The sequence below is a fragment of the Marivivens sp. JLT3646 genome (assembly GCF_001908835.1).
In the GTDB taxonomy this organism is placed as follows: domain Bacteria; phylum Pseudomonadota; class Alphaproteobacteria; order Rhodobacterales; family Rhodobacteraceae; genus Marivivens; species Marivivens geojensis.
In genome coordinates, this window is the sequence record NZ_CP018572.1 from 2,161,921 (window position 1) to 2,186,142 (window position 24,222).

Here is a 24,222-nt window from a genome sequence, read left to right on the forward strand (position 1 = left end):
ATCGACTTAAACTCCCCCAAAGCGGTGCTTTCATGTGTAAACGGTGCCGTTTCAAAGGATCACGCGAGCACTTGGCAATCCTACTGCGGTGAACGGAGCGGCATATACCGCGCCATCCACGTCATTTGGTTCCGCCAGCCCTTCGCGTGCCGTCGTGACAAATAGTGTGTCAAACTCTACCCCACCAAATGTAGGACAAGAAGTGTGGCTGGCTGGAAAAGAAACAGACCGCAGAAACGTTCCATTGGGACTATAGCAGGCTACACGAGATGCGCCCCATTGCGCAGACCAGAGGTTTCCATCACGATCGGTAACTGCACCGTCGGGGTTGAGGCCGTGTTCACGAAGGTCAACAAACACATCTGGAGTGCCAACAGGCCATCCCTCTGTGTCTAATGACACGCTCATAATCTGGCCAGATATCGTATCAGCAAAGTAGGCGGTTTTACCTTTTGGGCAAAAACAAATAGAGTTCGTTATTGTGAGATCCGTGTAAAGGCGCTTCAGTTCACCTCTATAAAAACGCCATATAGATCCTGCACCTTTTTCAGCATTCTTGCCCATAGTTCCTATCCAAAAACCACCAAAAGGGTCAGCGCGTCCATCGTTTGATCTTGTGACATCATCATCAGCTTCAAGATTTGTAACGAACGAAAGATTGCCGGTCTCAAGATCCAAAATGGACAAGGCAATCTCTGATGCGACCAGTAAACTATTGTCGTCGACAATGGCCGCAGCACTAGTCAAATGATCAAACTCAAAAACCGAAACGTGACCATCGAGAGTTCTTTCAAACAGCTTCCGGTTCATTATGTCGAACCAAAATAGGCTTTGCCGGCCATCGTGCCACAAGGCGCCCTCACCAAGTTCACAAGGTGTCGGATCGAACATCATTGGACAGCATCCCACGCATCCACAATTTCACGTGCCTTACGGGCAATTACAGTAGTGCTATCCCCCGGCTTATAGATTGAAGACCCAATGCCGAAACCTGCAGCGCCAGAACGGATCCAGTCGCCCATATTTTGGGCCGATACGCCGCCAACAGCGAACAATGGCACCTCCTGCGGAATTACCGCTCTCATTGCTTTTAGACCAACTGGCCCAATCACTTCACCCGGGAACAATTTCAGACCATCAGCCCCAGACGCCAGAGCAGAAAACACTTCTGTCGGTGTCATGATCCCCGGGAAACTCAGCATATTTGCAGCCTTTGTTGCCCTAATGACTGATGGATCGTTATTTGGCGACACTATTAGTCGCGCACCGGTTGCAGCAACCTGCGCAACTTGCGACACCGAAATCACTGTACCGGCTCCGATTAGTGCCTCTTCACCAAACTGTTTCTGCATTCTGGCAATACTGGAAATCGGATCTGGTGAGTTGAGCGGAACTTCAATCTTGGTCACACCCGCATCTATTAATACTGCCGCGACTTCCAAAGCCTCATCTGGAGTTATTCCGCGCAGAATGGCAATAATATTTCTTGTCATAAAGTATCCTTAAGGTTCGACCAAGCCGCACATAATCCTGCGAGCGTGGCGTCTTCCCCTGACATTACGGAAGATGCCGCACCGATGCCCTGCAACGCTTCGTGATACAACGCGAACAAACGTGGAGCACCAATCACCATGACTTCATGTTCATCCCAATACCGCTTCGCACTTGCAAGTTCCCAACCGATCAAGAGCCCTGACAACCGATCACCAGCTTTCTCGCGCGTCAAATCTCCAACAAGTCCACCCGCACGCAGTTGGAAAAGCCTGCCGAAACTGGCTGTTGGATCGGCCAGCGCCTCCTTGACGGCCCTCATGAACTCGGCGGGATCATTTCCATCCCCAACAGAGTGCCGCAACACAGACTGATTACTCAAAAGAGAATACAACTCACCCGTCATAAAACTCTGAAAACTGATTATCTCACCATCTTCAACTCGCACCCATTTTGTATGTGTACCAGGCAAACAAACCGTCCCGGAAAAGGTGGGCAATCTCTTTAAAAGGCCTGCGATCTGGGTCTCTTCACCCCGCATAACATCGGGTGGGTCCATCTGCTTAACACCGCTGACAATCCAGACATCCTGACCAGGCACGGCAACCAGATGAGGCGAAACTAAAGTAGGCGTGGCCGTGTAAGGTGCTTCACGCCAACCCTGACGCGAACCGACCATTCCGCAAGCAATAACCGGCGCCTTGCCCCATCCATCAATAACTCGCGCAAGAACCGCGGGATACTGATCCGGCTTGAGAACTCCCATCCCATCAGTAGATGACCGACTTTCGAGAATCCTGTCGCCATCCATCGCCCAGATCCTGAGATTGGTGGTACCCCAGTCTGCGGCTATCCATTCGGGGCGGATCATACCCGCTCTCCTTCAACAACCCAAATGGACTGGGGGAAACATTTTGGCAAGGACAAGCCCTGTTGCATTAGGAACCGGCCGGACAGGACTACAGGTGCGGTCGACAGTGTCACACCTTTGCGCGAGGCCGGATTGTTACCAACCGAGTCCAGCAGAGCGACTTTATACATCGCATCGACTTCCAACCCAGACAGACGTAAGGGACGCGGCAGAACCTGCGCCGAGGTACCCGTTTGTCCGACAAACACAATAAACCGGCTACCATCAGCCGCTCGCTGTAGTTCCGCCGTGACCTCGGGATCGACCGAATCGAGACGCAAGATGTCTGCGGCAATGGTCCAGTTGCGGTTGGTCTTCCACCACGCAGTAACGTCTTTCAGAACGACCGCTTCGTCATCGGTTAATTCGCGGGGGTCCATTTCGAAACCCATATGTCGCTGCGCAGCAACCCAGGCCCGCACATGAATATCGATCACCCGGCCTGAAGTATGGCAATGGCGCGGCCCCACGTGGCTACCGGTAACGGCCATCGGAAGGAAAAGAGCAGCTTCGTGCTGGATGCGGAGCCGCTCAATCGCGTCATTACTATCCGACAGCCAGACCCGCTGGGTCCGGCCGAGAATCCCAAAATCAATTCGTCCACCGCCCGAAGAACAGCTTTCGATCTCAACTTCAGGGAAATCACGCCCAAGACGTTCCAACAACTCCCAAGTGCCCTCAGCCTGTGCGGCGTCGGGGTAGGGAAGAACGCGGTTGTGGTCCCATTTGATATAATCAACGTCGTAAACCGACAGTACCGCGGCGATCTTTCTATATAAATATTCAACCACCGCGGGATTCGACATATCCAGAACAAGCTGCTGCCTACCCGTAATCTGGTCAGCATCCCCCAGCGCCCAGTCGGGGTGCGCTCGATAAAGATCACTGTCAGGATTGACCATCTCGGGTTCGAACCAGATTCCGAAAGTCATGCCCAGTGATTTGACATGACTGACAAGCGGATCAAGACCATCGGGATATTTGCGCGCATCGATGTCCCAATCACCCAGCGAACTGGTGTCATCATCTCGTCGCCCGAACCAGCCATCGTCCAGTACGAACCGTTCCGCGCCAAGTGCGGCAGCCCGCTCTGCAATCTCTTTCAGTTCGTCGAGCTTGTGATCGAAATAGATCGCTTCCCAGCAGTTATAATGTACAGGACGCGGACGGTCGGGATGCGGCCAACGCACGACATGATCCCGCAAGTGGCGCTGGAATGCGACGGCACAGCCGTTCATGCCATCCTCGGACCTCGCCGCAAACACCGTGGCCGAAGCGAAAGACGTGCCCGTCGCAAGGTGTGTTCCAGGCGCATGGCCGAACTGGATCTGCCTGCGTCCATCGGGCAACTCCTCGGCCACCATACGGTGCCCTCCGGACCAACCGTAATGGAATGCCACCACCTCGCCAGCCGTGTTTCGCGCATCACCGACCGGCAGAATAATCGCGGGGAAATATTCATGTCCTGTGCGGCCGGTGCGATTATCCCGCAAGCGCGCGCCCGGTGTCCAGGGGGTATCGACCCGCTGGAACTCGCCACACCAGCGGCCGGAAAAATCGATCATCCTGTCGGCCAGTTGCGGTGCTGGGAAAACAGGCGCAGCCAGCCAATCCAGCCAAATCGGAGAGAGAGAGCCAATCTCCGACCGCGCCTCGATCACGCTGGTCGAATGGACCAACGTGAAGACCGCCCGATAGGTCAACCCTAGCGCTGCATCCCTTGCCGTCACCGTCAGGGTGTCATCTGTATTGTCCACAGACTCCAGAGCGAAACGTGGGCGCAGCGGCGTTCCGTCTTCGGAGCGGATCGCTAGACCGGGCTGACCGGAAAAGCTTTGCGAGACCTCTGGACAGATTGACAGGTCCGGCGACCGGTCCAGCATACCGCTGGTCACATCAAGGCGCGTAGCTTGCGCTAGCACCGCCAGATCCTCGCCTTTGGGAAGTTTCCCGCCCCAATAGACGACCGAGGGCATTCGCCCGTCTTCCGACGCCAAAACCAGCGTCTGGCGTTGGTCTTCGAGTTTCCAGACCTGCATCATTTCACGGCTCCAAGGGTCAGGCCCGCAATAAAGTGGCGCTGCATAAGGAAGAACATCAGAACCGGCGGCAGCGCGGCAAGGATCGACCCCGCCGACACAAGGTGCCACGCGGCAATCCATTGTCCGTTCAGACTGTTCAGACCTGCCGTGATCGGTTGGGTCGCAGCACCGGTGGTCAGAACCATCGCCCAGAAAAAGTCGTTCCAGATGAAGGTGAACACCAGCACCGAAAGCGCCGCGATTGCCGGCCGCATCAGCGGCATCACGACATGGCGGAAAATCTGCCATTCGCTGACACCCTCGACGCGGGCCGCCTCGACCAGTTCGAACGGCAGCGCCTTGATGAAGTTGCGCATGAACAGCGTACAGAAACCGGTCTGGAACGCGATGTGGAACAGCGCAAGTCCCATGGTAGTGTTGTACATGCCCATGCTGACGGTCAGGTCACGGACCGGCACCATCAGGATCTGGGACGGAACAAAGTTCCCTGCCACGAAAATGAAGAACAGGATCAGGTTCGACTTGAACTTGTAGATTGCCAAGGCAAAACCGGTCAGGCACGACAGGCCGACCGCTCCGATCACGGTCGGGATCGTCACCTTGAAGCTATTGAGCAGATAGCGCTCCAAATCGGTGTTGCGGAACACAGTCAGGTAGTTGTCGAACGCCAACCGAGACGGGATGCCAAAGTAGTTCCCCGCAGCAAGGTCGCCAGACGGGCGGATCGACGTCATGGCCACGCCAAGTAACGGCAAAAGCCACAGGACCAACATCACCGGAAGCGCGATCTTATAAGCCACCTTCGACGCAGGCGACATGCTCTGAATGGGACGCGGAAACATCAGCGCACTCCTTTTTCGTCGCGCCACATCTTCCAGATGAAGCCCGAAATGAAGATAATCATGATGGCGAACAGAACAACGGCAATGGCCGCACCATAGCCCATACGGTAGCCGTATTCGGACAGGGCCTGTTCATACATGAAATAGGACAGGACGCGGCTCGACCCGAAGGGACCGCCGGACGTCATAATGGAAACAAGGTCAAAGCTGCGCAACGCGCCGATCACCGTCACCACAATCGCGATAAAGGTCGCGGGGCGCAGTTGCGGGATCACAACGTACCAGAGCATCCTCCATCCCTTGGCACCGTCCAGACGCGCGGCCTCGATCTGGTCGGACGCAACGGCGTTCAGGCCGGTCAGATACAGGATCATACAATAGGCGATCTGCGGCCAGAGGCCCGCCGCGATAATGCCATAGGTGACAAGGTTCTCGTCCGCCAGAATAGCGACGCCCTGCCCGGTCACCAGTTCGATCAGTTTATACAAAAGACCGAAGCCCGGGGCATAGAACCACGAAAAGATCAAGCCGACGACAACTTGCGAAATCACGAACGGGAAGAAGAACAGCGATTTGTAAATGCGGATACCGCGGACGGTCTGGTTAAGAAACAGAGCAATCATCAGCCCCGCTGGAACCGACAGCATGTATAGTACAAGCCAAATGATGTTGTTTTTCAGGCTAGTGTAAAACGCATCGTCGTCCAGAAGTTCTAGATAATTCGCGATACCGATCCATTTGGCGTCACTCAGCCCGTCCCAATCATAGAAAGACACCCAGAGCGACTGGAAAATCGGGATAATCACATAAAAGAGGAACATCGCCATACCGGGGGCCAAAAAAAGCCACGGCGCAAACGCACGAGGCCGCCGGCGGGAATTTAGGGAATCGGTTGAAGCGGACATTCTTGGACTTTCTCCCAGTCGTCTTGAAGGCCGGAGGGCAGCCAAAACCACCCTCCGTTATTGCTTTTATTGATAGACGCGGACTCGTACTTTTTCGAGGCGCTCAAGGATATCATCTAGACGTTCCGGCTTGACCATGAATTCCTGGAAGCCTTCCATACCTGCCTTTGCCATTTCAGCCGGAGCATCACGATCAAAGAACTGGGCGATGCCGCCGTCTGCGGTCGAGAGCATCTCGAAGCCAGCAGCAAGGTAGGGATCGTCACCCACGCTTGAACCGCTATTAATCGGCAACTGACCGAGGGTACCGTTCATCTTGGTCTGCACTTCCGACGAAGCAAGGAAGGCAAGGAACAGTTTAGCGTCTTCGACGTTCTTGGCACCGGCCGGAATGTGAATGGTGTCGGTCGGAGCTTCTTCGGCGCGTGCCAGACCCGGGGTGATTTCCGGGAACTGCATAAAGCCGAGATTGTCGTTGGTCAGACCACCGTCTTTGAACGCGGCCACGGCAAAGTTGCCAATGACGTAGTTCGCAGCCGATCCTTGAACGATGTTCGACACAGCATCCTGCCAGTCAATCGCGGCGTGGTTTGCAGTGGTATACGGCAGAACCTTGGCCCATTCGGCAAAGACGGCCTTCACGCGATCATCGGTCCACGCGATGTCGCCGCTGGTCAGCTGCATGTGGAAGTCGTAACCGTTGGTGCGCAGGTCGAGGTAGTCAAAGATACCGGCGATCGGCCAGAGGGCCTTGGAACCGGTGGTCAGACAGTCGATGCCAGCCGCCTGGAACTTTTCACAAGCCGAGATGAAATCATCCCAGGTCTTGATCGAGGCAGCGTCCACGCCTGCTTTCGCGTAAGCGTCTTTGTTGTAGTAGATGCCCCACTGGTAGTAGGTATAAGGCACGCCCCACTGCTTGCCATCGATGGTCATCGACGACAGAGCCGAACCAAGGCTCTCGTACAGTCCATTTTCCGCCCAGACGTCGGAAACGTCGATGAACTGACCTACTTCAACGAACGGACGCATACGGTTACCGGCGTACCAGTTGGCAAGGTCAGGGCTGTCTGCGGTCAGGAAGTTGCGGATCGCGGTCTTGTAGCCTTCGTGGTCGAAGGTGTTCACGACAACGTCGATCTCCGGGTAGGCGGCCTCGAAATCAGCCACCAACTGTTCAAACGCGGCCTTCGGCGCAGGATCCGACGCATCCGTGTTGAACACAAGTGTACGCTGCTCTGCGAGTGCCGGAACAGCGACCGAAGCTATCAGCGCAGCTACGGCAAAAGTTTTCATCGCTTTCATCATTATCCTCCCTTGATGATCCATGATTCAATATGCTAGGTTTCACATTATGGAACCAAATTTTGGATATTGAAACCTTGCCGCGAATCAACCAAGCTGTCAACAGTCAAATGGAGGGGAGCCATGGCTGACGCCGATCCACAGAAATCGAAACAGGATGGAACCGTAGGCCGTACGCTTGCGGTGCTGGACCTTGTTGCGGAATTAGGGCGCCCCGTCCGGTTTTCGGAACTGATGCCCAAGGCCGGCCTGCCGAAAGCAACGCTTTTCCGTTTCATCCAGTCGCTGACCAATCAGGGCATGTTGAACTATGACGAGGATCGGCAGACCTATGCGCCGGGCCTGCGACTAGTGCGTCTGGCCCATGCTGCGTGGGCGCAAAGCAGCCTTGCCCCGATTGCCGCGCCGGATCTGGATGCCCTGTCGGCAGCCACCGGCGAAACCATCCACCTTGCCCAGTTGGATCAGGGAATGGTGCTATACGTGGACAAGCGGAACGCCAAACGCCCTGTCGAGATGTTCTCGCAATCGGGCAAGATCGGCCCCGCCTATTGCACAGGCGTCGGCAAGGCGATGCTGGCCCACCTGCCCGAAGAGAAACTCGCCGATGCCATTTCGCGCCAGTCGTTCCACCGCTTTACCGCGAACACACTGACCACCGACGAAAGCCTGCGGGCCGAACTTGCCAACATCCGCGCCCGTGGGTTCGCGTGGGATGACGAAGAACACGAAATGGGTATCCGCTGCATCGCCGCTCCGATATTGTCGTCTGCCGGTCGGATCATGGGCGCGCTATCCATCACGACCGCCGACGCATCAGACCGCGCGCGACTGATGTCCTACGCACCGCTCGTGCGCGAAACCGCCGCCAAAATTGCCGACGCCGCCAATGCCTGGCGGTTCCCGGAACAGAAATAATACGCTTGGGAGGACATTAAGTGTCAGGAGTAACGCTCAGAAATATCGTCAAACGATTTGGCGAGGTCGAAGTGATCCACGGGGTCGATCTGGACATCGAACATGGCGAGTTCTGCGTTTTCGTCGGGCCTTCGGGCTGCGGCAAATCCACATTGCTGCGTATGATTGCCGGACTTGAAACCACGACGGACGGTCAGGTCGAGATCGGCGGGGATAATGTCACCCACGCGGATGCCGCCGACCGTGGCGTTGCCATGGTGTTCCAGACCTATGCTTTGTACCCTCATATGACGGTGCGCGAAAACATGGGTTTCGGCCTTAAAATGACCGGCCATCCCAAAGCGGAGATCAAGTCCAAAGTTGATGAAGCCGCGCGTATCCTGAAACTTGACCCGCTGATGGATCGCAAACCGGCCGCACTTTCGGGTGGCCAGCGCCAGCGCGTTGCCATCGGTCGCGCTATTGTCCGCGGCCCCAAGGTGTTCCTGTTCGACGAACCCCTGTCGAACCTTGATGCGGAACTGCGCGTGGAAATGCGGACCGAGATCGCCCGCCTGCACCGCGAAATCGGCGCGACGATGATCTATGTAACCCACGACCAGGTCGAAGCGATGACCATGGCCGACAAAATCGTCGTCCTGCGCGCGGGCCATATCGAACAGGTCGGCGCACCGATGCAGCTGTATGAAGATCCCGACAACAAATTTGTGGCCGGGTTCATCGGTTCGCCATCGATGAACTTTCTCAAAGGTCAGGCCTTGAAAGGTGCCGTCAACGTCGCTGCCTTCGATGCCTCTTTCCCAACCGCGATCACGCTTCCTGAAGCCGGGGCCGATATAACCGTGGGCCTACGCCCCGAATTACTGACCGTGACCAACGACGGCTCCATGACCGTTGAACTGGTCGAGGCACTCGGCGGTGTGTCCTACATCCACCTACGTGCCGCGACGGGAGAAACACTGATCGTCGAGGATCGCACAAAGGCCGCCGTCAAAATGGGGGATCGCATGGGTGTCACATTCGATCCCGCGCGCGCCTATCTGTTCGACGCGAAAACCGAACTGCGGTTGCGCTGATGTCGCTCCGAATCGGGCTGGTCGGCCTTGGCACCATCGCGCGAGCACAGCACCTGCCTGCCATCGCCGCGACGGATGGTATCGACCTTTGCGCGGTCGCAAGCCGCAACGCGACAGCAGACGTACAAAGCTATACCAACATCCATACGATGCTGGCGATTGAGCCGTCGTTGAACGCGATCACGCTGTGCACCCCGCCTCAGGGCAGGTTCGAACAAGCTATGGCGGCGCTGGAGTCTGGCCGTCATCTGATGCTGGAAAAGCCCCCGGGCGCGACCCTTTCCGAGTTGGACGCCCTACGCCGTGAAGCCGTCCGCCAGGGCGTGACGCTCTTCGCGACATGGCATTCGCGCGAAGCAGCAGCGGTTCCTTTTGTCAGATCGTGGCTGGCAGGCAAAACAATCCGCTCCATCCATATCGATTGGCGCGAGGACGTGCGCAAATGGCATCCTGGACAGGAATGGATCTGGCAAGCAGGCGGCCTGGGGGTCTTTGATCCTGGCATCAACGCCCTGTCCATCCTGACAGCCCTCGTCAAAGATGTCTTAATGACAAAAGCGGACCTCTACGTCCCTATCGGTCGCCAAACCCCAATTGCAGCAGACCTTGTGATGAAATCGGGCTCTACCCCGATCACTGCGAATTTTGACTGGCGGGAAACCGGCGACGAGTTCTGGCGGATCACGTTCGAGACAACCGAAGGCACCCTCGTTCTGGATCAGGGTGGTGCGTTTGCAAGCATCGACGGTGTAATTGTCGCGCAAGGAGAGAACCGCGAATATGCGGGACTTTACGCGCGCTTTCGCGACCTCATTGCAGCGGGCCAAAGCGATGTCGATCTGTCTCCATTTACCCTTGTCGCGGATGCGTTCCTGAGTGGAGCTTACCATCTGACCGACCCATTCACCGACTGATCGGAGACCCAAATGAAAATCACGTCTATCGAAACCTTTATCGTCCCGCCGCGCTGGTGCTTTGTCAAAATCAACACAGACGAAGGCATTTGCGGATGGGGTGAACCCGTTCTAGAAGGCCGCGCGCAGACTGTTGCCGCTTGCGTGGACGAAATGTCGGACTACCTCATCGGCAAAGACCCTACGTTTATTCAGGATCACTGGACGGTCATGTATCGAGCCGGTTTCTATCGCGGCGGCGGCATCCATATGTCAGCCATCGCGGGGATCGATCAGGCGCTCTGGGATATCAAAGGCAAGGCCCTCGGCGTGCCGGTCCATGCACTTCTGGGTGGCCAACAGCGGGACAAGATCCGCGTCTATAGCTGGATCGGCGGCGACCGTCCGGGCGATACGGCCCGTATGGCCCGCGAATGTGCGGATCGTGGCTTCACCGCTGTGAAAATGAACGGGACCGAAGAACTCCAGATCATCGACACCTACGACAAGGTCGATCAGGTTCTGGAACGTGTTCAGGCGATTCGCGACGAGATGGGACAAGATTTCGGAATCGGCATCGATTTCCACGGTCGCGTACACCGTCCGATGGCAAAGGTGCTGACCAAGGAACTCGAACCGTTCCGCCTGATGTTCATCGAAGAACCGGTGCTGTCCGAACATGTCGAAGCGCTGAAAGAAATCGCCAACCATTGTTCGACCCCGATCGCCTTGGGCGAGCGGCTTTATTCGCGCTGGGATTTCAAGACCATCCTCCAGCAAGGCTATGTGGACATCATCCAACCCGACCCGAGCCACTCGGGCGGTATCACAGAAACCTTCAAGATCGCCGCAATGGCAGAAGCACATGATGTGGCAGTCGCGCTCCATTGTCCCCTTGGGCCCATCGCGCTTGCGGCCAACCTGCAACTGGATGCCGTCTGCTACAACGCGTTCATTCAGGAACAGTCGTTGGGCATCCACTACAATCAGGGTTCGGATCTGTTGGATTACATCGTGGATCGCAGCGTGTTTGAGTACAAGGACGGCTTTGTCGCGATCCCGCAGGGACCGGGCCTTGGCATCGAAGTAAACGAAGAGAAAGTCCGCCGCGCGGCCACAGAAGGCCACCGCTGGCGCAACCCCGTCTGGCGCCATGCCGACGGCAGCTTTGCAGAATGGTGATATGATGCGTGCCGAAACAAAACTGAACGACGACTGGACGTTTGCCTGCGGTTTTGACGCAGCTTGGACAACGCAACCGGTCAGCGGCGAAAGCGTGACACTCCCCCACAACGCAGTCGACCTGCCGCTGAACTATTTCGACGAAACCTCCTATTGGAAGACATTCACCTACCAGCGGGTGATCGACAACATGTCGGATATGGTCGCAGAGCTTCGCTTTGACGCAGCGATGGCCGATGCGCATGTTTGGGTCAACGGCGAACTGGTCACGCGTCACCGCGATGGCTACACCCCATTCACCGTGCCACTGGTGCAAGGCCGCAACCTTGTCACGGTGCGGATCGACGGATCGGAAAATCCGAAAATCCCGCCGTTCGGAGGTCGGATCGACTACCTGACCTACGCGGGCATCTACCGCGATTGCTGGCTTTGCGAATTTCCCGCGTCGCGTATCCGGAGCGTCAAGATCGAAACGCCGGATGTGCTCGCCGCCACCAAAACCGTGCGAGTGCTGGTCGATACCGATGAAGAGGCGACCGTCACGATCTGCGATGCGGAAGGCATTGCAATCGGTCAAGCGACCGGCAACGGCACCGTGACGATCACCGGCCTCGCGGCCCGCCTGTGGTCCACCACTGATCCGGCGCTTTACACGGCCGAAGTGGCGATCCCCTCGGGCGATCGGGTGATCGAACGGTTTGGTTTCCGGTCAGTCGAATGGACCCCGAACGGATTCCTTTTGAATGGCGAACCGCTGAAACTGCGCGGCCTGAACCGCCACCAGTCGTTCCCCTATTCCGGCTATGCCCAAGGCAAGCGGTCGCAGGAAAAGGACGCCGAGATCCTGAAATACGATCTGGCGTGCAACATCGTGCGCACCTCGCATTATCCTCAAAGCCATTACTTCCTGGATCGCTGTGACGAAATCGGCCTCCTCGTGTTCGAGGAAATCCCTGGCTGGCAGCACATCGGCGGCGAAAGCTGGAAGGATGAATCGGTGGCCAACGTCGAACGGATGATCCGGCGCGACTGGAACCACCCGTCGATCATCATCTGGGGCGTCCGCATCAACGAAAGCCCCGATGACCACGATTTCTATATCCGCACCAACGTCGCCGCCAAGGCACTGGACACCACCCGACCGACCGGCGGCGTGCGCTGCATTCCGGATAGCGAACTGCTTGAAGACGTTTACACAATGAACGACTTCGTGCTTGGCGAATTCGAGATGCCGGGCAACAACCGCCCGCGCACTCCGCTGCGCGGCCAAAAGGAAGTAACAGGTCTGGATCGCAACGTTCCTTATCTTGTCACCGAATATAACGGTCACATGTATCCGACCAAAGCGGGCGATCCCGAAGAGCGTCAGACCGAACACGTGCTGCGGCACGCCGATGTTCTCAACGCGGCGATGGGCGACGACCGGATTGCGGGCTGCATCGGCTGGTGCATGTTCGACTATAACACCCACAAGGATTTCGGCGCGGGCGACCGTATCTGCCATCACGGCGTGATGACGATTTTCCGCGAACCGAAATTTGCGGCCTATGTCTATGCCAGTCAGAAAGCCCCATCCGAAGGCATCGTGATGGAACCCGTCACCGTCTGGGCGCGTGGGGAACGCAACATTGGCGGCGTGTTGCCATTGGTGATCCTCACAAACTGCGACGAGGTCGAACTGTCCTATGCCAACGTTGTCAAACGCGTCGGCCCTGATCGCGAACGGTTCCCGCATCTCGAGCACCCGCCGGTTATCATCGACGATCGCCACTTCTCGGCCGAGGAACTGGGCAGTTGGGGGCAAAGCTGGCACGCAGGCCGCGTCACCGGTTTCGTAGACGGCAAAGCGGTCGCGGAACATGTCTATCCTGCCGACAACCTGCCGCAAAGGCTGATTGTTGCGCCCGATGTCACCGAAGCCGCAGCCGAGGATGGCGAAATCCGTGTGATTGTCCGCGCACTCGATCAGGCGGGCCACAAATTGATGTTCCTGAACGATCCAGTCACGGTCACGCTGGACGGCCCTGCCACGCTGATCGGCCCCGAGACCACCGTTCTTGCCGGTGGGACAGCCGGTTTCTGGCTTCGCCCAACCGGCGCGGGTACCGTCACGATCACGGTGAAAACCCCGCGCTTTGATCCCGTCGAAACGCAAATCGTCCTTCACTAAAACAAAGATGCCGGACCAAGGTTCCGGCATCTTTGTTCAAAACGCCATCGTCGCGGTGACGGCCCGTTTCCATCGGCCGTATCTGGCGTCGCGATCCTGACTGTCCATCACCGGTACAAACTGCCGGTCCCGCGCCCAGGATGCCGCGAAACCGGTGGGCGATGGATAGATGCCGGCCTTGTAACCGGCCAGCCATGCCGCTCCTTTTGCGGTGGTTTCCAGCACGGTTGGCCGGTCGACCGGCACATCGATAATATCGGCCACGAACTGCATCGTGAAATCCGACGCGCTCATCCCACCATCGACCCGCAGCGTAGTCCGCCCGTCGCCACCCCAATCGGTCTTCATCGCCTCGAGCAGGTCACGGGTCTGAAAGCCCACACTTTCCAGCGCAGCCCGAGCGAATTCCGCAGGGCCGGAATTGCGGGTCAACCCCAACACGGCGCCACGGCATTCGGCATTCCAATAGGGCGCGCCCAGTCCGGTAAAGGCAGGGACAAGCATCACCCCCTGCTCTAAATCGGCCTGTTCGGCAAGCGGCTGGGTTTCTTTTGCATCACGGATGATCTTCAAACCGTCGCGAAGCCACTGAACAGCCGCACCGGCGATAAAGATCGACCCTTCGAGGGCGTAGGTAGTCTTGCCGTCTATCTGATAGGCAATCGTAGTAAGGAGTCGGTTGTTCGACCGCACTGGAACAGACCCCGTATTCAAAAGCGCAAAGCACCCCGTGCCATAGGTCGACTTCATCATACCCGGCTCGAAGCAGGCCTGCCCGACAGTCGCCGCCTGCTGATCGCCCGCAATGCCCGTGATCGGAATCGATCTCCCAAATAGGTCGGCACGGGTTTCACCAAAGTCGGCCGCGCAATCCAGAACCTCGGGCAGCATATCAATTGGCACGCCGAGGCTGTCGCAAATTGTTTTTGACCACCGACCATTGCGGATATCGTAAAGCATTGTACGAGCTGCGTTCGTGGCGTCCGTGACATGGCGTTTGCCGCCTGTCAGGTTCCAGACCAGCCAGCTGTCCACAGTGCCAAAGGCCAACTCGCCCTTCTCTGCTCGCGCCCTTGCACCATCAACATTGTCGAGGATCCACGACAGTTTTGTGCCGGAAAAGTAAGGGTCCAAGAGTAAACCGGTCCGGTCTGTTACCGTCTCCTCAAACCCTTCGGCACGCAGTCCGGCACAGAATTGCACGGTCCGGCGGTCTTGCCAGACGATAGCGTTGTAGACCGGTTTGCCGGTTTTGCGGTCCCAGACCAGCGTGGTTTCGCGTTGGTTGGTCAACCCGATCGAGGCCACATCCCCAATAGAGATACCAGCCCGTTCGATGGCCGCACGGCATGTTGCAGCCGTGGTCGCCCAAAGATCAGCAGGATCATGTTCGACCCAACCGCTCGCCGGATAGATCTGCGGAAACTCTTCCTGCGCCGAGGCAACCACGGACAAGGCCTGATTGAACACAATCGCCCGCGTAGAGGTCGTGCCCTGATCAATCGCCAAAATGAATGTCATTTTTCCTCCCTCAACCACGCCTCCAGAGCAGCTATTTCTCCGGCTGTCATGCGCAAGCCCAGTTTACTCCGCCGCCAGAGAATGTCTTCGGCGGTTTGGGCAAATTCATGCTCGATTAGCCAGATCACCTCTGCTTCTGTCAGACTCGCGCCGAAATTCCGACCCAGATCTTCGGCAGTCTCCGCACCAGCCAGGATATCCTGCGCCTCTGTGCCATAGGCCCGAACCAACCGCCGCGCCCAGCGATCATCCAGGAACTCGAACCGCGCCAAGAGGTCCGCGACCAGAGCATCGAACTCGTCGGCATCAAAATCGCCGCCCGCCAGGGGAACACCAGCAGTCCAAGGTCGATTATGTTGCTGCAAACACTCATTTATCTGCTCAAGTGCACTTTCCGCCAGACGCCGGTAGGTGGTGATTTTACCACCGAAAATATTCAGAACCGGCGCACCGTTACGATCCACTCGCAGGGTATAGTCGCGGGTGGCGGCTGTCGCGCTGCTGGCCCCGTCATCATAAAGCGGCCGCACACCGGAATAGGTCCAGACGACGTCACCAGGAGTGATCTGCTTTTCGAAATAGCCGTTCGCAAACCCGATCAGATAGTCCCGCTCGGCTTCTGTGCAGACCGCCGGATCGTTAGCATCGGCATGTTCGGCATCGGTCGTGCCAATCAAAGTAAAATCGGTTTCATAGGGAATTGCGAAGATGATCCGTCCATCCTGACCCTGAAAGAAGTAACATTTATCGTGGTCATAGAGTTTGCGTGTGACGATATGGCTCCCGCGTACGAGCCTGACGTTGTCTTTTGTTTCCAGCCGCGCGACGTTGTGGATCACGTTGCCAACCCATGGACCGGCGGCATTCACCAGCATCCGCGCATAATGGATAGCGGTTGCCCCATTTTCGTTATTGCTCGTTTCGATGCGCCAAAGATCGCCTTCGCGCACCGCCGAAACCACTTTGGTCCGCGTCAGTATCATCGCACCACGCATTTCGGCATCTCGGGCATTAAGCGCGACGAGCCGTGAATCCTCGACCCAGCAATCCGAATATTCATAGGCCTTTTCGAACCGCGCATTCAGCGGGGCACCTTCGGCTGTGCCCTGCAGACCTATCGTCTTAGTCCCCAGCAGAACCTCGCGCCCACCCAGATTGTCGTAGAGGAACAACCCCAATCGGATCAGCCAACCGGGTCGCCGCCCCTTCATCCATGGCATGACCAATCGCAACAGCCGCGACGCAGGCGTATCGGACTCGAACAGCATATCTTTATGATAAGGCAACACAAATCGCATGGCCCAACTGATATGCGGCATAGCCTTCAAGAGGATTTCCCGTTCGATGAGCGCCTCTTTCACCAGACGGAATTCGAAATATTCCAGGTAGCGCAGCCCGCCATGAAACAGCTTCGTCGAAGCCGACGAGGTTGCCGACGCAAGATCGTCCATTTCGGCCAGGGTCACAGAATACCCACGTCCCGAAGCATCCCGCGCAATCCCGCACCCATTGATGCCACCCCCGATGATGAACAGGTCGGTCACTTGTTCGGACTGTTGGTCCATGAGAATCCCCCAAATGCGCGAATTTGTTCGCTTTATCTTCAGCAGAGGAGCGCTACGCAACTGAATTTTCGGTTTTATTCTAATTCGACGCTAAAAAATTGCGATTCCGGTTGCATTCGACATTATCTTTGGCTTTCTGAAGGGATAAGCCCACAACTCGAAAGCACACGAACCCATGTCGCAGACGTTTCGTCATCCTGAAATGCTCGAGATCGCCCGCCGTGACGGCAAAGTCACCGTCGACGGGCTAGCCGCACATTTCGGAGTGACATTGCAAACCATCCGGCGCGACCTCACCTATCTGGCCGAGGCAGGGCAATTGGAACGGGTGCATGGTGGCGCGGTACTGCCATCGGGGACAACGAACATCGGTTATGAAGAACGCAGGGTCCTGAATTCCAGCACCAAACAGGCGATTGCCCGCACCTGCGCGAGCCACATTCCGAACGATATCTCGCTTTTCCTCAATATAGGCACCTCGACCGAGGCTGTTGCGCGTGAATTGATGAACCACCGCAATCTGATGGTGGTAACCAATAATATGAACGTGGCGAATATTCTGGTGGCAAACCCGCATTGCGAAATCCTTGTCACAGGCGGTAGCCTGCGCAGGGCCGATGGCGGGTTGATCGGCAATCTGGCCGCCGACACGATTCGGCAATTCAAATTCGATTTGGCCGTGATAGGGTGTTCGGCTCTTGATGCGGACGGAGACCTGTTGGACTTCGACATCCAGGAGGTAAGCGTTAGCCAGACCATCATCCGGCAATCGCGCAAAACGTTTCTGGTCGCCGATCACACCAAATTCGTTCGCAGTGCACCAGCACGGATAGCCTCACTTTCTGCTATCGATACCCTCTTTACTGATCACCCACTTGCATCAGAACTGGCTACGTCATGCGAATCATGGGGCACAACCGTCGCCTATGCGTCCTAATACTTTTATTGGGGTAGCTTCAGTGTCGTAACGGCTCTGTTCTCAAAAGAGTTAATTTGAGGCGACACGATAGATCGAAAACATGCTCAACAAATATGAAAAGTCCCGACTTTCGCTACGGACGGCACGAACGGCCGCTACGTACCCAAGGCCATAAATTTTCCTCAATATAGCCAAACCATTCGCTAATTTTATTGGATCGATTGGCAAGGACTTTTAATCTAAAACTTTAGTAAAATAAGATTTCCCCAAGATGCTAATAATAAACAACTTTTGACCAACGACCTCAAACCCACGAGGTTCGTTGGTTTTGAGACAAATCGACGATTGAGAACGATTTTGACCAAATATTTGTTCTCAGCAGCCCCTTGAGCGCCGCTAAGTCCCTTTGGATACAAAAGGAAATTTCGACAAGCGCATTTAGTTGTAAGTTTTGTAAAGGGGAAATGGCGGTGGCAACAAGATTCGAACCAGAGGTTCTTTGGTGACCCAAAAGCAATTCACCGGCTCGCTTAATTTCCGAGGGGCCTGTTGACCTCCCTATAGGACACCCCATCGCTAGCCAAAGTCAGCGGCCCGAACCACTCGCAACACGGTTCTTCCAGAAGGACCCGTCGCATCCCACATGGTACCGAAAGATAGTTTGCCAACCATCTGGAAGCGATTTCATGCGACGGCAACTAAAGACCTGCCAGATGGTCTCCGATGTGTGATCCCGAACGCGATGAGGCGCGGCTTCAAAATTCCTCATCTTCCGTTTTTACGGGGTTTAACGGGTTTAACGGGGTTAATTTCCATTGATTGGTGTTTTTTGAAGCGACATCGTTTTCTCCCTGTGTAGATTTTAACCCGTTAAACCCGCCAAACCCGTCATTTAACACTTTGACCCGATATACCTGAGATTTTGAACTCGTATCCGTGCGAGCTGCCAAGCATAGACCATGCACAATACGTTCCTTGCGATACGTCAACGCACGACCAACGGCCCGCGTAGATTTTAGAGCGCTATCACCCGCAATATCTCGCAACGCCTCACCCAGATTTGTCGAAATACTTATTGTGTTAACCTTTACGTGCACATCTTTGGCCGTGAACTCTCGATTGCCAAATTCGTCTTTGAGAGCTTCGAGCAGAGCGAATAGCATTTCTGCTTCAGGATCAGCGGTCTGAGCTTGCCTCACCAAATCCATAGGATCGCCAAACTCACCAGGCATAAGTGCCTCATTCGCCCACACAACGGTTTGACGCACCATGACATCCCACTCTTCAAACGAGGCAAGACGACCAGCAGCAGGCGTTTTCATATGAATAAATCGCGCACGAATGAGGGTGCATGCAGCAGCCAAAAGCTCATTACGGTGTAAAAGCACGTATTCCAGCGGGTCTAATGGAAATTCACGAGCAAATGGCTGATCAGTTTGCGGGTCGATGCGACAGATCAGGACACGACGAGGCATGTCGCCTGCCAAAATCAGGTTATTCCCTGTAAGGAGAAGCATGATGCGATTTGGAATTCGAATGCTCTCCGACTTCCCCAAGACCCGATCCACCATGGCATCCGCGGTGATAAAGCCCGCCATACTAGCACTATCAAAAGTACCAATGACATTATCCCAGATCAGCGTTTGGCAGCCCGAAGCCAGCACCGCAAATAACCGCTTACGGATTTCATCGTCATTTTGCGTATTAACATGTGGCCAAATATCTGGGCTCTTTCCTTCCATGAGTGCACCGACGCAGCTCGCCAACAAAGTCTTACCACTCCCCTGAATGGGCGCATCAAAAGCAAATGCCGGTGCCGTTTTGAGGACTGGTCTAACGGCTGCCGTCAAAAGTGCTGCCAACAAAATGCCCTTAGATAAAGCGTCTACAAAGGGGAACGTCTCAAAAGGCTTCAGCAAAGTTTGCAACGCATCCACTGCATCTGAGGTATTCGGTTCGACAGGAATTTCCGGAACGGAACCTTTATCAAAGTCGCAAAAAAGACCACTTGCATGATCATAACCCACTCGATCTAAAATAGTGCCATCTAGCAAAATTGTGGGTCCAGTTAGTAGACCTTTCAAAGGCTTCAGTTGACGACGTGTTTTTTGCGCCAAGACCTGCCGCACGAGCTTTACCGGAACATCAACATCCCTCAGTCCTTCAGACGTCATTCTGCAATATTGAATGCGCTCGCCTATGTGAAAGCTCAGCGCATGCTCGCACATTGGATAAATAACGCCAGCATCAATGGTGACGAGTTGAGCGCCATAATCAAAAGACTGTGGGTCTTGACGCAAAATACGGACAGTTTCTTCGACGGCCTCGACCATATGACCACTCACCAATTCAACCCGACTTTTCTTCTTGGAAAGATGATAAGTTTTACCGCCGCGCGCGAAGGAGTAGAGCACGGGTTTAGATTGGCACAGAAAGAGGCGCCCAACTAAACGCCCTCCATCATAATTCGGCTCCAAAGGGTCCAATGTTAATGAACCATGGTAAGTATAAGGGTCCTGCAGAACATCAGAAACCTTAACGGGCTGCACTTGACCACCGATCTGTATGTTCAAAACAAAGTCATCGGATAGCTGGCCGGTGTCGATCGCATGCACCGCAATTTGACGAAATTCATCAGAAGATTTCTTGTCTTCAGCCGGATTAGCCAAGGTCATATCTCTGACGCGATCTGTAACCCATTCGTCTTGAACCTTACGCGCCTCACTCTTTAGCGCATCCTTCGAAAGCATAACCTCGGCGGTAAATTTCTTTAACTCATCACGAGACAAGGGTGCGAACACCTCCGATGTGTCTACAAACTCGGCTTCGCCCTCGATGATGATTGGAGCCCCGCGCCGCTGTTCTAAACCTGCAGAGAGGTTCGAACCTCCAATGAAGTCAAAGCGCGTTGGTTGCCATACAGCGGTATCAAATAGACAGCGCTCTAATAATGAGCCCGATTTACTGACAAAAATGTAACCCAGCCCTGCTAGCCATAAACGTTGCTCCAGCACTTTGCCCGCCCGAGGAATGTCTTGGGCATCTTTTACAAAGAGATATAACCGCTGTCCGTCAGTCCCTTTTAATTCGGAACCCTCAGCCCAAATGCAGCTCGATGCGCTTGGCCACCACAGCATGGATGCATTTTGCAAACCAGGCACAGCATCCCTAAGCGCTTGGACTAGGGCTGTGCGAGACATTGGCACCTCATCGCTGCGAGGATCGTAGTCCAACATCATTACGCCACCTTCTGATGGCCACGTAAATTCATCCTTGGTTCGTGTTGTGGCATTTGCCGGGCTCGCTAGTTTATTATGATAAGATTTCGAATGGAGCAGCCCCACGTCTTTTTTTGGCAGTCCATAAATCAGCGCATGCTGCGGGGTGAGCGATTGAAGCACACTGCCGAAATGCGCGAGCGATGAGACTTCTAAGACTTCAATTGCACCTTTTATGAGTTGGCCCCCGCTTTCTTTGCGAAGGGAGCCGTCTGCATTCAAATGGTAGCTTTTTGAAAGCCGCTCAGGGATTGTCGCCGTCACCTTGGTAAATTTAACAGAATTAGGCATCACGAACGCCCTCCGCTGCCTGTGTAGTGAGACGCTCAATCAATGCATCGATGTCAGCCTCGCGAAACCCGATGCAACGCTCGCTTAGTTTGACAGGCTGAGGGAAAAGCGGATCGCGATGCATAGCGCGATACCAGCCCGCACGAGTGTAACCTGTGCGGTAAAGGGCTTCTTTCAGGCGGATAATTCGAGTTGGGCGCATAGTAGCTCCTGTGCAAAGTGAACTTTATGCGACTCATCGTAGTCACCCCCGAAGGGTCTGTGACGTCGGGATAATTAACCTTCTTTTTTCCCTACGTGGGAGACCTCAACATTTTCCATATTTCTCAATCTATTATAATCGTAATACGCTTCGAACGCGGTCAACTGCTCCATCCCAAACGCTTCTGCAACCACAGCAATTGCCGTATCGGGCGCGATATGGCTCGCATCATCAATTGGCAGGTTTGTATTCTCGTGAACAATCTTTACCAGACGCCTAAGCTCATGATTGCGAAAAGTCATTGGACGCCTGCCTCGCTTTTTCTTAGCTGGCTCTAATATCTCAGCTCCGAGCCACGCAAGAAGGTCAGGAGGCACAGAAATACGCTCTTTGAGGGCTCGTGCGACTGCGCGCTTCGTTCCCTCTGTCGGAGTGCTGTGAAAATCCAGGCTCAATAATGCTTCATCATTATCACGCAGGAAACAAAAGAGCATACTCTCCCAATCCATGTTCAATTCAACGCTAGTATCTCCACGTTCCGCCCGAACCGCGGCTACCAAGTCCTCCCGGCTCATGCTGCGCCAAGTTGGTCGCGATCTTCCCTTTTTAATACGATCAGTCAGCGCTGACATAATCCGCCCACCTCTGCAGGACATCGCGACGCTCTTCCAACAAATCAGACCGTTGATAGGCGACGTCAAATGATTTTGGCTGATGCGCTTTGACAAAATCAGCGACAATCTTGCGGACACCATTCTCAGCCATCCATGACCCGAGAGTAGCCCGCAATCCATGGACCGTTACATCCGAGAACTCTTTGATTGCATAAAGCATCGCATTCTCCGACATCACTCGGTCCTTCGCATTCCCAAGCACATATCGTCTTCCACCTGAAACTTGTTGAAGTTCGTGAAGAAGCTCGAGAACTTGACGGCTCAACGGCTGCCGATGTTCCTTACGCATCTTCATCCCTTCTGCAGGGGTCGTCCAAATGCCGCTCTCGAGGTCAATATGCCCCCACTCCATATGACGGACCTCGCTTGAGCGTTTGCCAGTCAGCAAAACCAGCATCAGTCCATATCGAGTTTGGTCACGCAATCCAACGTGGTCATTTAACCAGCGCCACATCGCGGGGGCCTGCTCTGGCGTCAAAGCGTCGAAATGCTTCTCAACGTAATTCTGCTTGGGCATCGAGCGCACTGGAGGACAGGGATTAAACTCCAAGAATTCCTGATCCACGGCATAGTCAAATATCCGTTCCACATTGCCGCGTAGTTTCTTCCCTGAAGGCGGCTTAGTGAGCCAGATATCTTTCAGGGTCTCAACGATCTCTCGTCGTTTGATTTGATTAACAGGTCGCGTCCCCAAAAAAGGAAAAACATAGTCTTCGAGCTGTTGGATAACCTGACGCTTGTAAGCACCTTCCGATAAGCCTGCCTTCAAATGGTTTTCATACCAATCACGCGCAACCTCCTCGAAGGTTGGCGGGGCGTCATGGTCACTCAATCGCCCAGTGATCACCAGACGCTGAAGTGCAATGGGGTCCACAGTCACACCCAAGGCAGACTTGATAACCTGCGCGCTATACCCTGCCCCAACCAATCCCTTGATCGCTCCAGTAACCTGGCGTGCCACATCCGCTTTCAGGTCAGGCCATGTGCCAAGCGTGAGATTAGTTCTCTTACCACCAATCGTGATGCGGCAAACCCAGGACATCCGCCCGGAGGACCTGCAAAACACATAAAGGTTGGGAGTGCCATCGGGGACCCATTGCTCCTCGCGCTGCTGAGCCAGCCCCTCCAACTCACGAAACTTCAAGGCCATTCTGTATACCAATTGTAGCCAAACACCTTACGACAGAATGCATATCATGAGACAAATTGAAAGAGAAAAACCCCAGCAAATAAAGGACATATGGAACTCATGCACCTAAATGGAACAAACACCAGAGTTCCCTACGGGCTGCCACTTTTCCCAAACATTATGATTAGACGACAGACGGAATGCTCCGCCTGCCACTCGTTGTGCGTTACAGTCCCAGAATAGCTTTGATCGGCGCGACGAGCGCTTCACCAATGGCCGCTGTGTTTGCGGCATCCAAATGCACCCCATCGATCGGCGAAGCCTGCGCGACTGTGCCCGCGTCAAAGAACGAGACGTCCAATTCCTCGGCGGCGGCTTTGTACATCGGTGCCAGCAATCGGGTTTCAGCAACATCTCGCCCGCTGCCTGTTTTGCCATCTGGCCCGATCACGCAAGGCGGAGGGGCGACAAATAGGATTTTCGGAACAGAGCCAGACGCGCCATAGGGATAATGCCGGATAATTTGCGCCAACCGCTTCATCCCTGCAGTGGCCCCAGTCGCGGACCCGCAGACGTCGGTTTTCAGGTCATTCGTGCCAAGCATAATCACGACGAGGTCCAGCGGCGAATGGCTCTGCAACAAGATCGGCAGCACTACAGCCCCGTTGCGGTCACAGGGACCAGTGTGATCATCAAACGCCGTCGTTCGACCGCCCAGCGCCTCAGAGATCACTTCGATCCCGAGGCGTCCCGCTACGACGTTCGGCCACAAATACTCAGGCGCATGTCGTGCGGCGTCTTCAGGGCGGTGCCCCCACGTGAGACTATCCCCAAACGCTAAAACTCGTTTCATCGGCTCCCCCTCCTGAATGATCCCACTGGGTGTCCTCGGCACCCTGACTTAGGTGC

Annotated in this window: 20 protein-coding genes; 6 read left to right on the forward strand and 14 right to left on the reverse strand. The window is 55.2% G+C overall.

What is annotated here, in order from left to right; all coding sequences use genetic code 11:
- Positions 1-51 precede the first annotated feature (51 nt).
- The 7 genes from BSK21_RS10810 to BSK21_RS10840 form a co-directional block, all read right to left on the reverse strand.
- Complete coding sequence (locus BSK21_RS10810; RefSeq protein WP_067551579.1) at positions 52-894, reverse strand: SMP-30/gluconolactonase/LRE family protein; 843 nt, start codon at positions 892-894, stop codon at positions 52-54.
- Positions 891-1,493: a 2-dehydro-3-deoxy-6-phosphogalactonate aldolase gene (locus tag BSK21_RS10815; protein WP_067551582.1), complete on the reverse strand. Its 603-nt coding sequence runs from the start codon at positions 1,491-1,493 to the stop codon at positions 891-893. The genes BSK21_RS10810 and BSK21_RS10815 overlap by 4 nt, the downstream gene beginning before the upstream one ends.
- Entirely contained in the window at positions 1,490-2,362 is an 873-nt protein-coding gene (locus BSK21_RS10820; protein ID WP_067551586.1) for a 2-dehydro-3-deoxygalactonokinase, read from the reverse strand. Before BSK21_RS10820 ends, BSK21_RS10815 begins: the two co-directional genes overlap by 4 nt.
- Positions 2,359-4,443, reverse strand: coding sequence for an alpha-galactosidase (locus tag BSK21_RS10825; protein ID WP_067551588.1), 2,085 nt, complete (start codon positions 4,441-4,443; stop codon positions 2,359-2,361). Before BSK21_RS10825 ends, BSK21_RS10820 begins: the two co-directional genes overlap by 4 nt.
- Positions 4,440-5,285 carry a carbohydrate ABC transporter permease gene (locus tag BSK21_RS10830; RefSeq protein ID WP_067551591.1) on the reverse strand — a complete coding sequence of 282 codons (846 nt, stop codon included), beginning with the start codon at positions 5,283-5,285 and terminating at the stop codon, positions 4,440-4,442. Before BSK21_RS10830 ends, BSK21_RS10825 begins: the two co-directional genes overlap by 4 nt.
- Positions 5,285-6,190, reverse strand: a complete 906-nt coding sequence (locus tag BSK21_RS10835; RefSeq protein ID WP_067551594.1) for a carbohydrate ABC transporter permease — start codon at positions 6,188-6,190, stop codon at positions 5,285-5,287. The genes BSK21_RS10830 and BSK21_RS10835 overlap by 1 nt, the downstream gene beginning before the upstream one ends.
- 66 nt (positions 6,191-6,256) lie before the next feature.
- Positions 6,257-7,495: an ABC transporter substrate-binding protein gene (locus BSK21_RS10840; RefSeq protein ID WP_156529614.1), complete on the reverse strand. Its 1,239-nt coding sequence runs from the start codon at positions 7,493-7,495 to the stop codon at positions 6,257-6,259.
- A gap of 123 nt (positions 7,496-7,618) precedes the next feature.
- Here BSK21_RS10840 and BSK21_RS10845 point away from each other — a divergent pair, with 123 nt between their 5' ends.
- From BSK21_RS10845 to BSK21_RS10865, 5 genes are read left to right on the forward strand one after another with little or no spacing between them, the layout of a single operon-like run.
- Positions 7,619-8,413, forward strand: coding sequence for an IclR family transcriptional regulator (locus BSK21_RS10845; RefSeq protein ID WP_067551600.1), 795 nt, complete (start codon positions 7,619-7,621; stop codon positions 8,411-8,413).
- A 20-nt stretch (positions 8,414-8,433) separates the two neighbouring features.
- Entirely contained in the window at positions 8,434-9,489 is a 1,056-nt protein-coding gene (locus BSK21_RS10850) for an ABC transporter ATP-binding protein (protein WP_067551603.1), read from the forward strand.
- Entirely contained in the window at positions 9,489-10,403 is a 915-nt protein-coding gene (locus BSK21_RS10855) for a Gfo/Idh/MocA family protein (RefSeq protein WP_067551606.1), read from the forward strand. The genes BSK21_RS10850 and BSK21_RS10855 overlap by 1 nt, the downstream gene beginning before the upstream one ends.
- A 12-nt stretch (positions 10,404-10,415) precedes the next feature.
- Positions 10,416-11,564: a galactonate dehydratase gene (gene dgoD / locus BSK21_RS10860; protein ID WP_067551608.1), complete on the forward strand. Its 1,149-nt coding sequence runs from the start codon at positions 10,416-10,418 to the stop codon at positions 11,562-11,564.
- Positions 11,536-13,734 carry a glycoside hydrolase family 2 TIM barrel-domain containing protein gene (locus BSK21_RS10865; protein ID WP_232230430.1) on the forward strand — a complete coding sequence of 733 codons (2,199 nt, stop codon included), beginning with the start codon at positions 11,536-11,538 and terminating at the stop codon, positions 13,732-13,734. Before dgoD ends, BSK21_RS10865 begins: the two co-directional genes overlap by 29 nt.
- Positions 13,735-13,770: 36 nt before the next feature.
- Here the strand turns inward: BSK21_RS10865 and glpK are convergent, their stop codons facing one another.
- Together glpK and glpD are read right to left on the reverse strand one after the other, a co-directional pair.
- On the reverse strand, positions 13,771-15,255 hold the full coding sequence (glpK, locus tag BSK21_RS10870) for a glycerol kinase GlpK (RefSeq protein WP_067551611.1): 1,485 nt from the start codon (positions 15,253-15,255) through the stop codon (positions 13,771-13,773).
- Positions 15,252-16,820, reverse strand: a complete 1,569-nt coding sequence (gene glpD / locus BSK21_RS10875) for a glycerol-3-phosphate dehydrogenase (protein ID WP_067551614.1) — start codon at positions 16,818-16,820, stop codon at positions 15,252-15,254. Before glpD ends, glpK begins: the two co-directional genes overlap by 4 nt.
- A 175-nt stretch (positions 16,821-16,995) precedes the next feature.
- On the opposite strand from glpD, the gene BSK21_RS10880 reads away from it, so the two are divergent.
- Entirely contained in the window at positions 16,996-17,757 is a 762-nt protein-coding gene (locus tag BSK21_RS10880; protein WP_067551617.1) for a DeoR/GlpR family DNA-binding transcription regulator, read from the forward strand.
- 737 nt (positions 17,758-18,494) lie between these two features.
- On the opposite strand, the gene BSK21_RS10885 is transcribed toward BSK21_RS10880, so the two are convergent.
- The 5 genes from BSK21_RS10885 to BSK21_RS10905 all read right to left on the reverse strand — a co-directional run bounded on the left by BSK21_RS10885 (position 18,495) and on the right by BSK21_RS10905 (position 24,166).
- Positions 18,495-21,308: a hypothetical protein gene (locus BSK21_RS10885; RefSeq protein ID WP_074039026.1), complete on the reverse strand. Its 2,814-nt coding sequence runs from the start codon at positions 21,306-21,308 to the stop codon at positions 18,495-18,497.
- Entirely contained in the window at positions 21,301-21,510 is a 210-nt protein-coding gene (locus BSK21_RS10890; RefSeq protein WP_074039027.1) for an AlpA family transcriptional regulator, read from the reverse strand. Before BSK21_RS10890 ends, BSK21_RS10885 begins: the two co-directional genes overlap by 8 nt.
- A 74-nt stretch (positions 21,511-21,584) precedes the next feature.
- Positions 21,585-22,142: a hypothetical protein gene (locus BSK21_RS10895; protein WP_156529545.1), complete on the reverse strand. Its 558-nt coding sequence runs from the start codon at positions 22,140-22,142 to the stop codon at positions 21,585-21,587.
- Complete coding sequence (locus BSK21_RS10900) at positions 22,126-23,346, reverse strand: site-specific integrase (RefSeq protein WP_156529546.1); 1,221 nt, start codon at positions 23,344-23,346, stop codon at positions 22,126-22,128. Before BSK21_RS10900 ends, BSK21_RS10895 begins: the two co-directional genes overlap by 17 nt.
- Before the next feature lie 193 nt (positions 23,347-23,539).
- Positions 23,540-24,166 carry an SGNH/GDSL hydrolase family protein gene (locus BSK21_RS10905; RefSeq protein ID WP_067548506.1) on the reverse strand — a complete coding sequence of 209 codons (627 nt, stop codon included), beginning with the start codon at positions 24,164-24,166 and terminating at the stop codon, positions 23,540-23,542.
- Positions 24,167-24,222 lie beyond the last annotated feature (56 nt).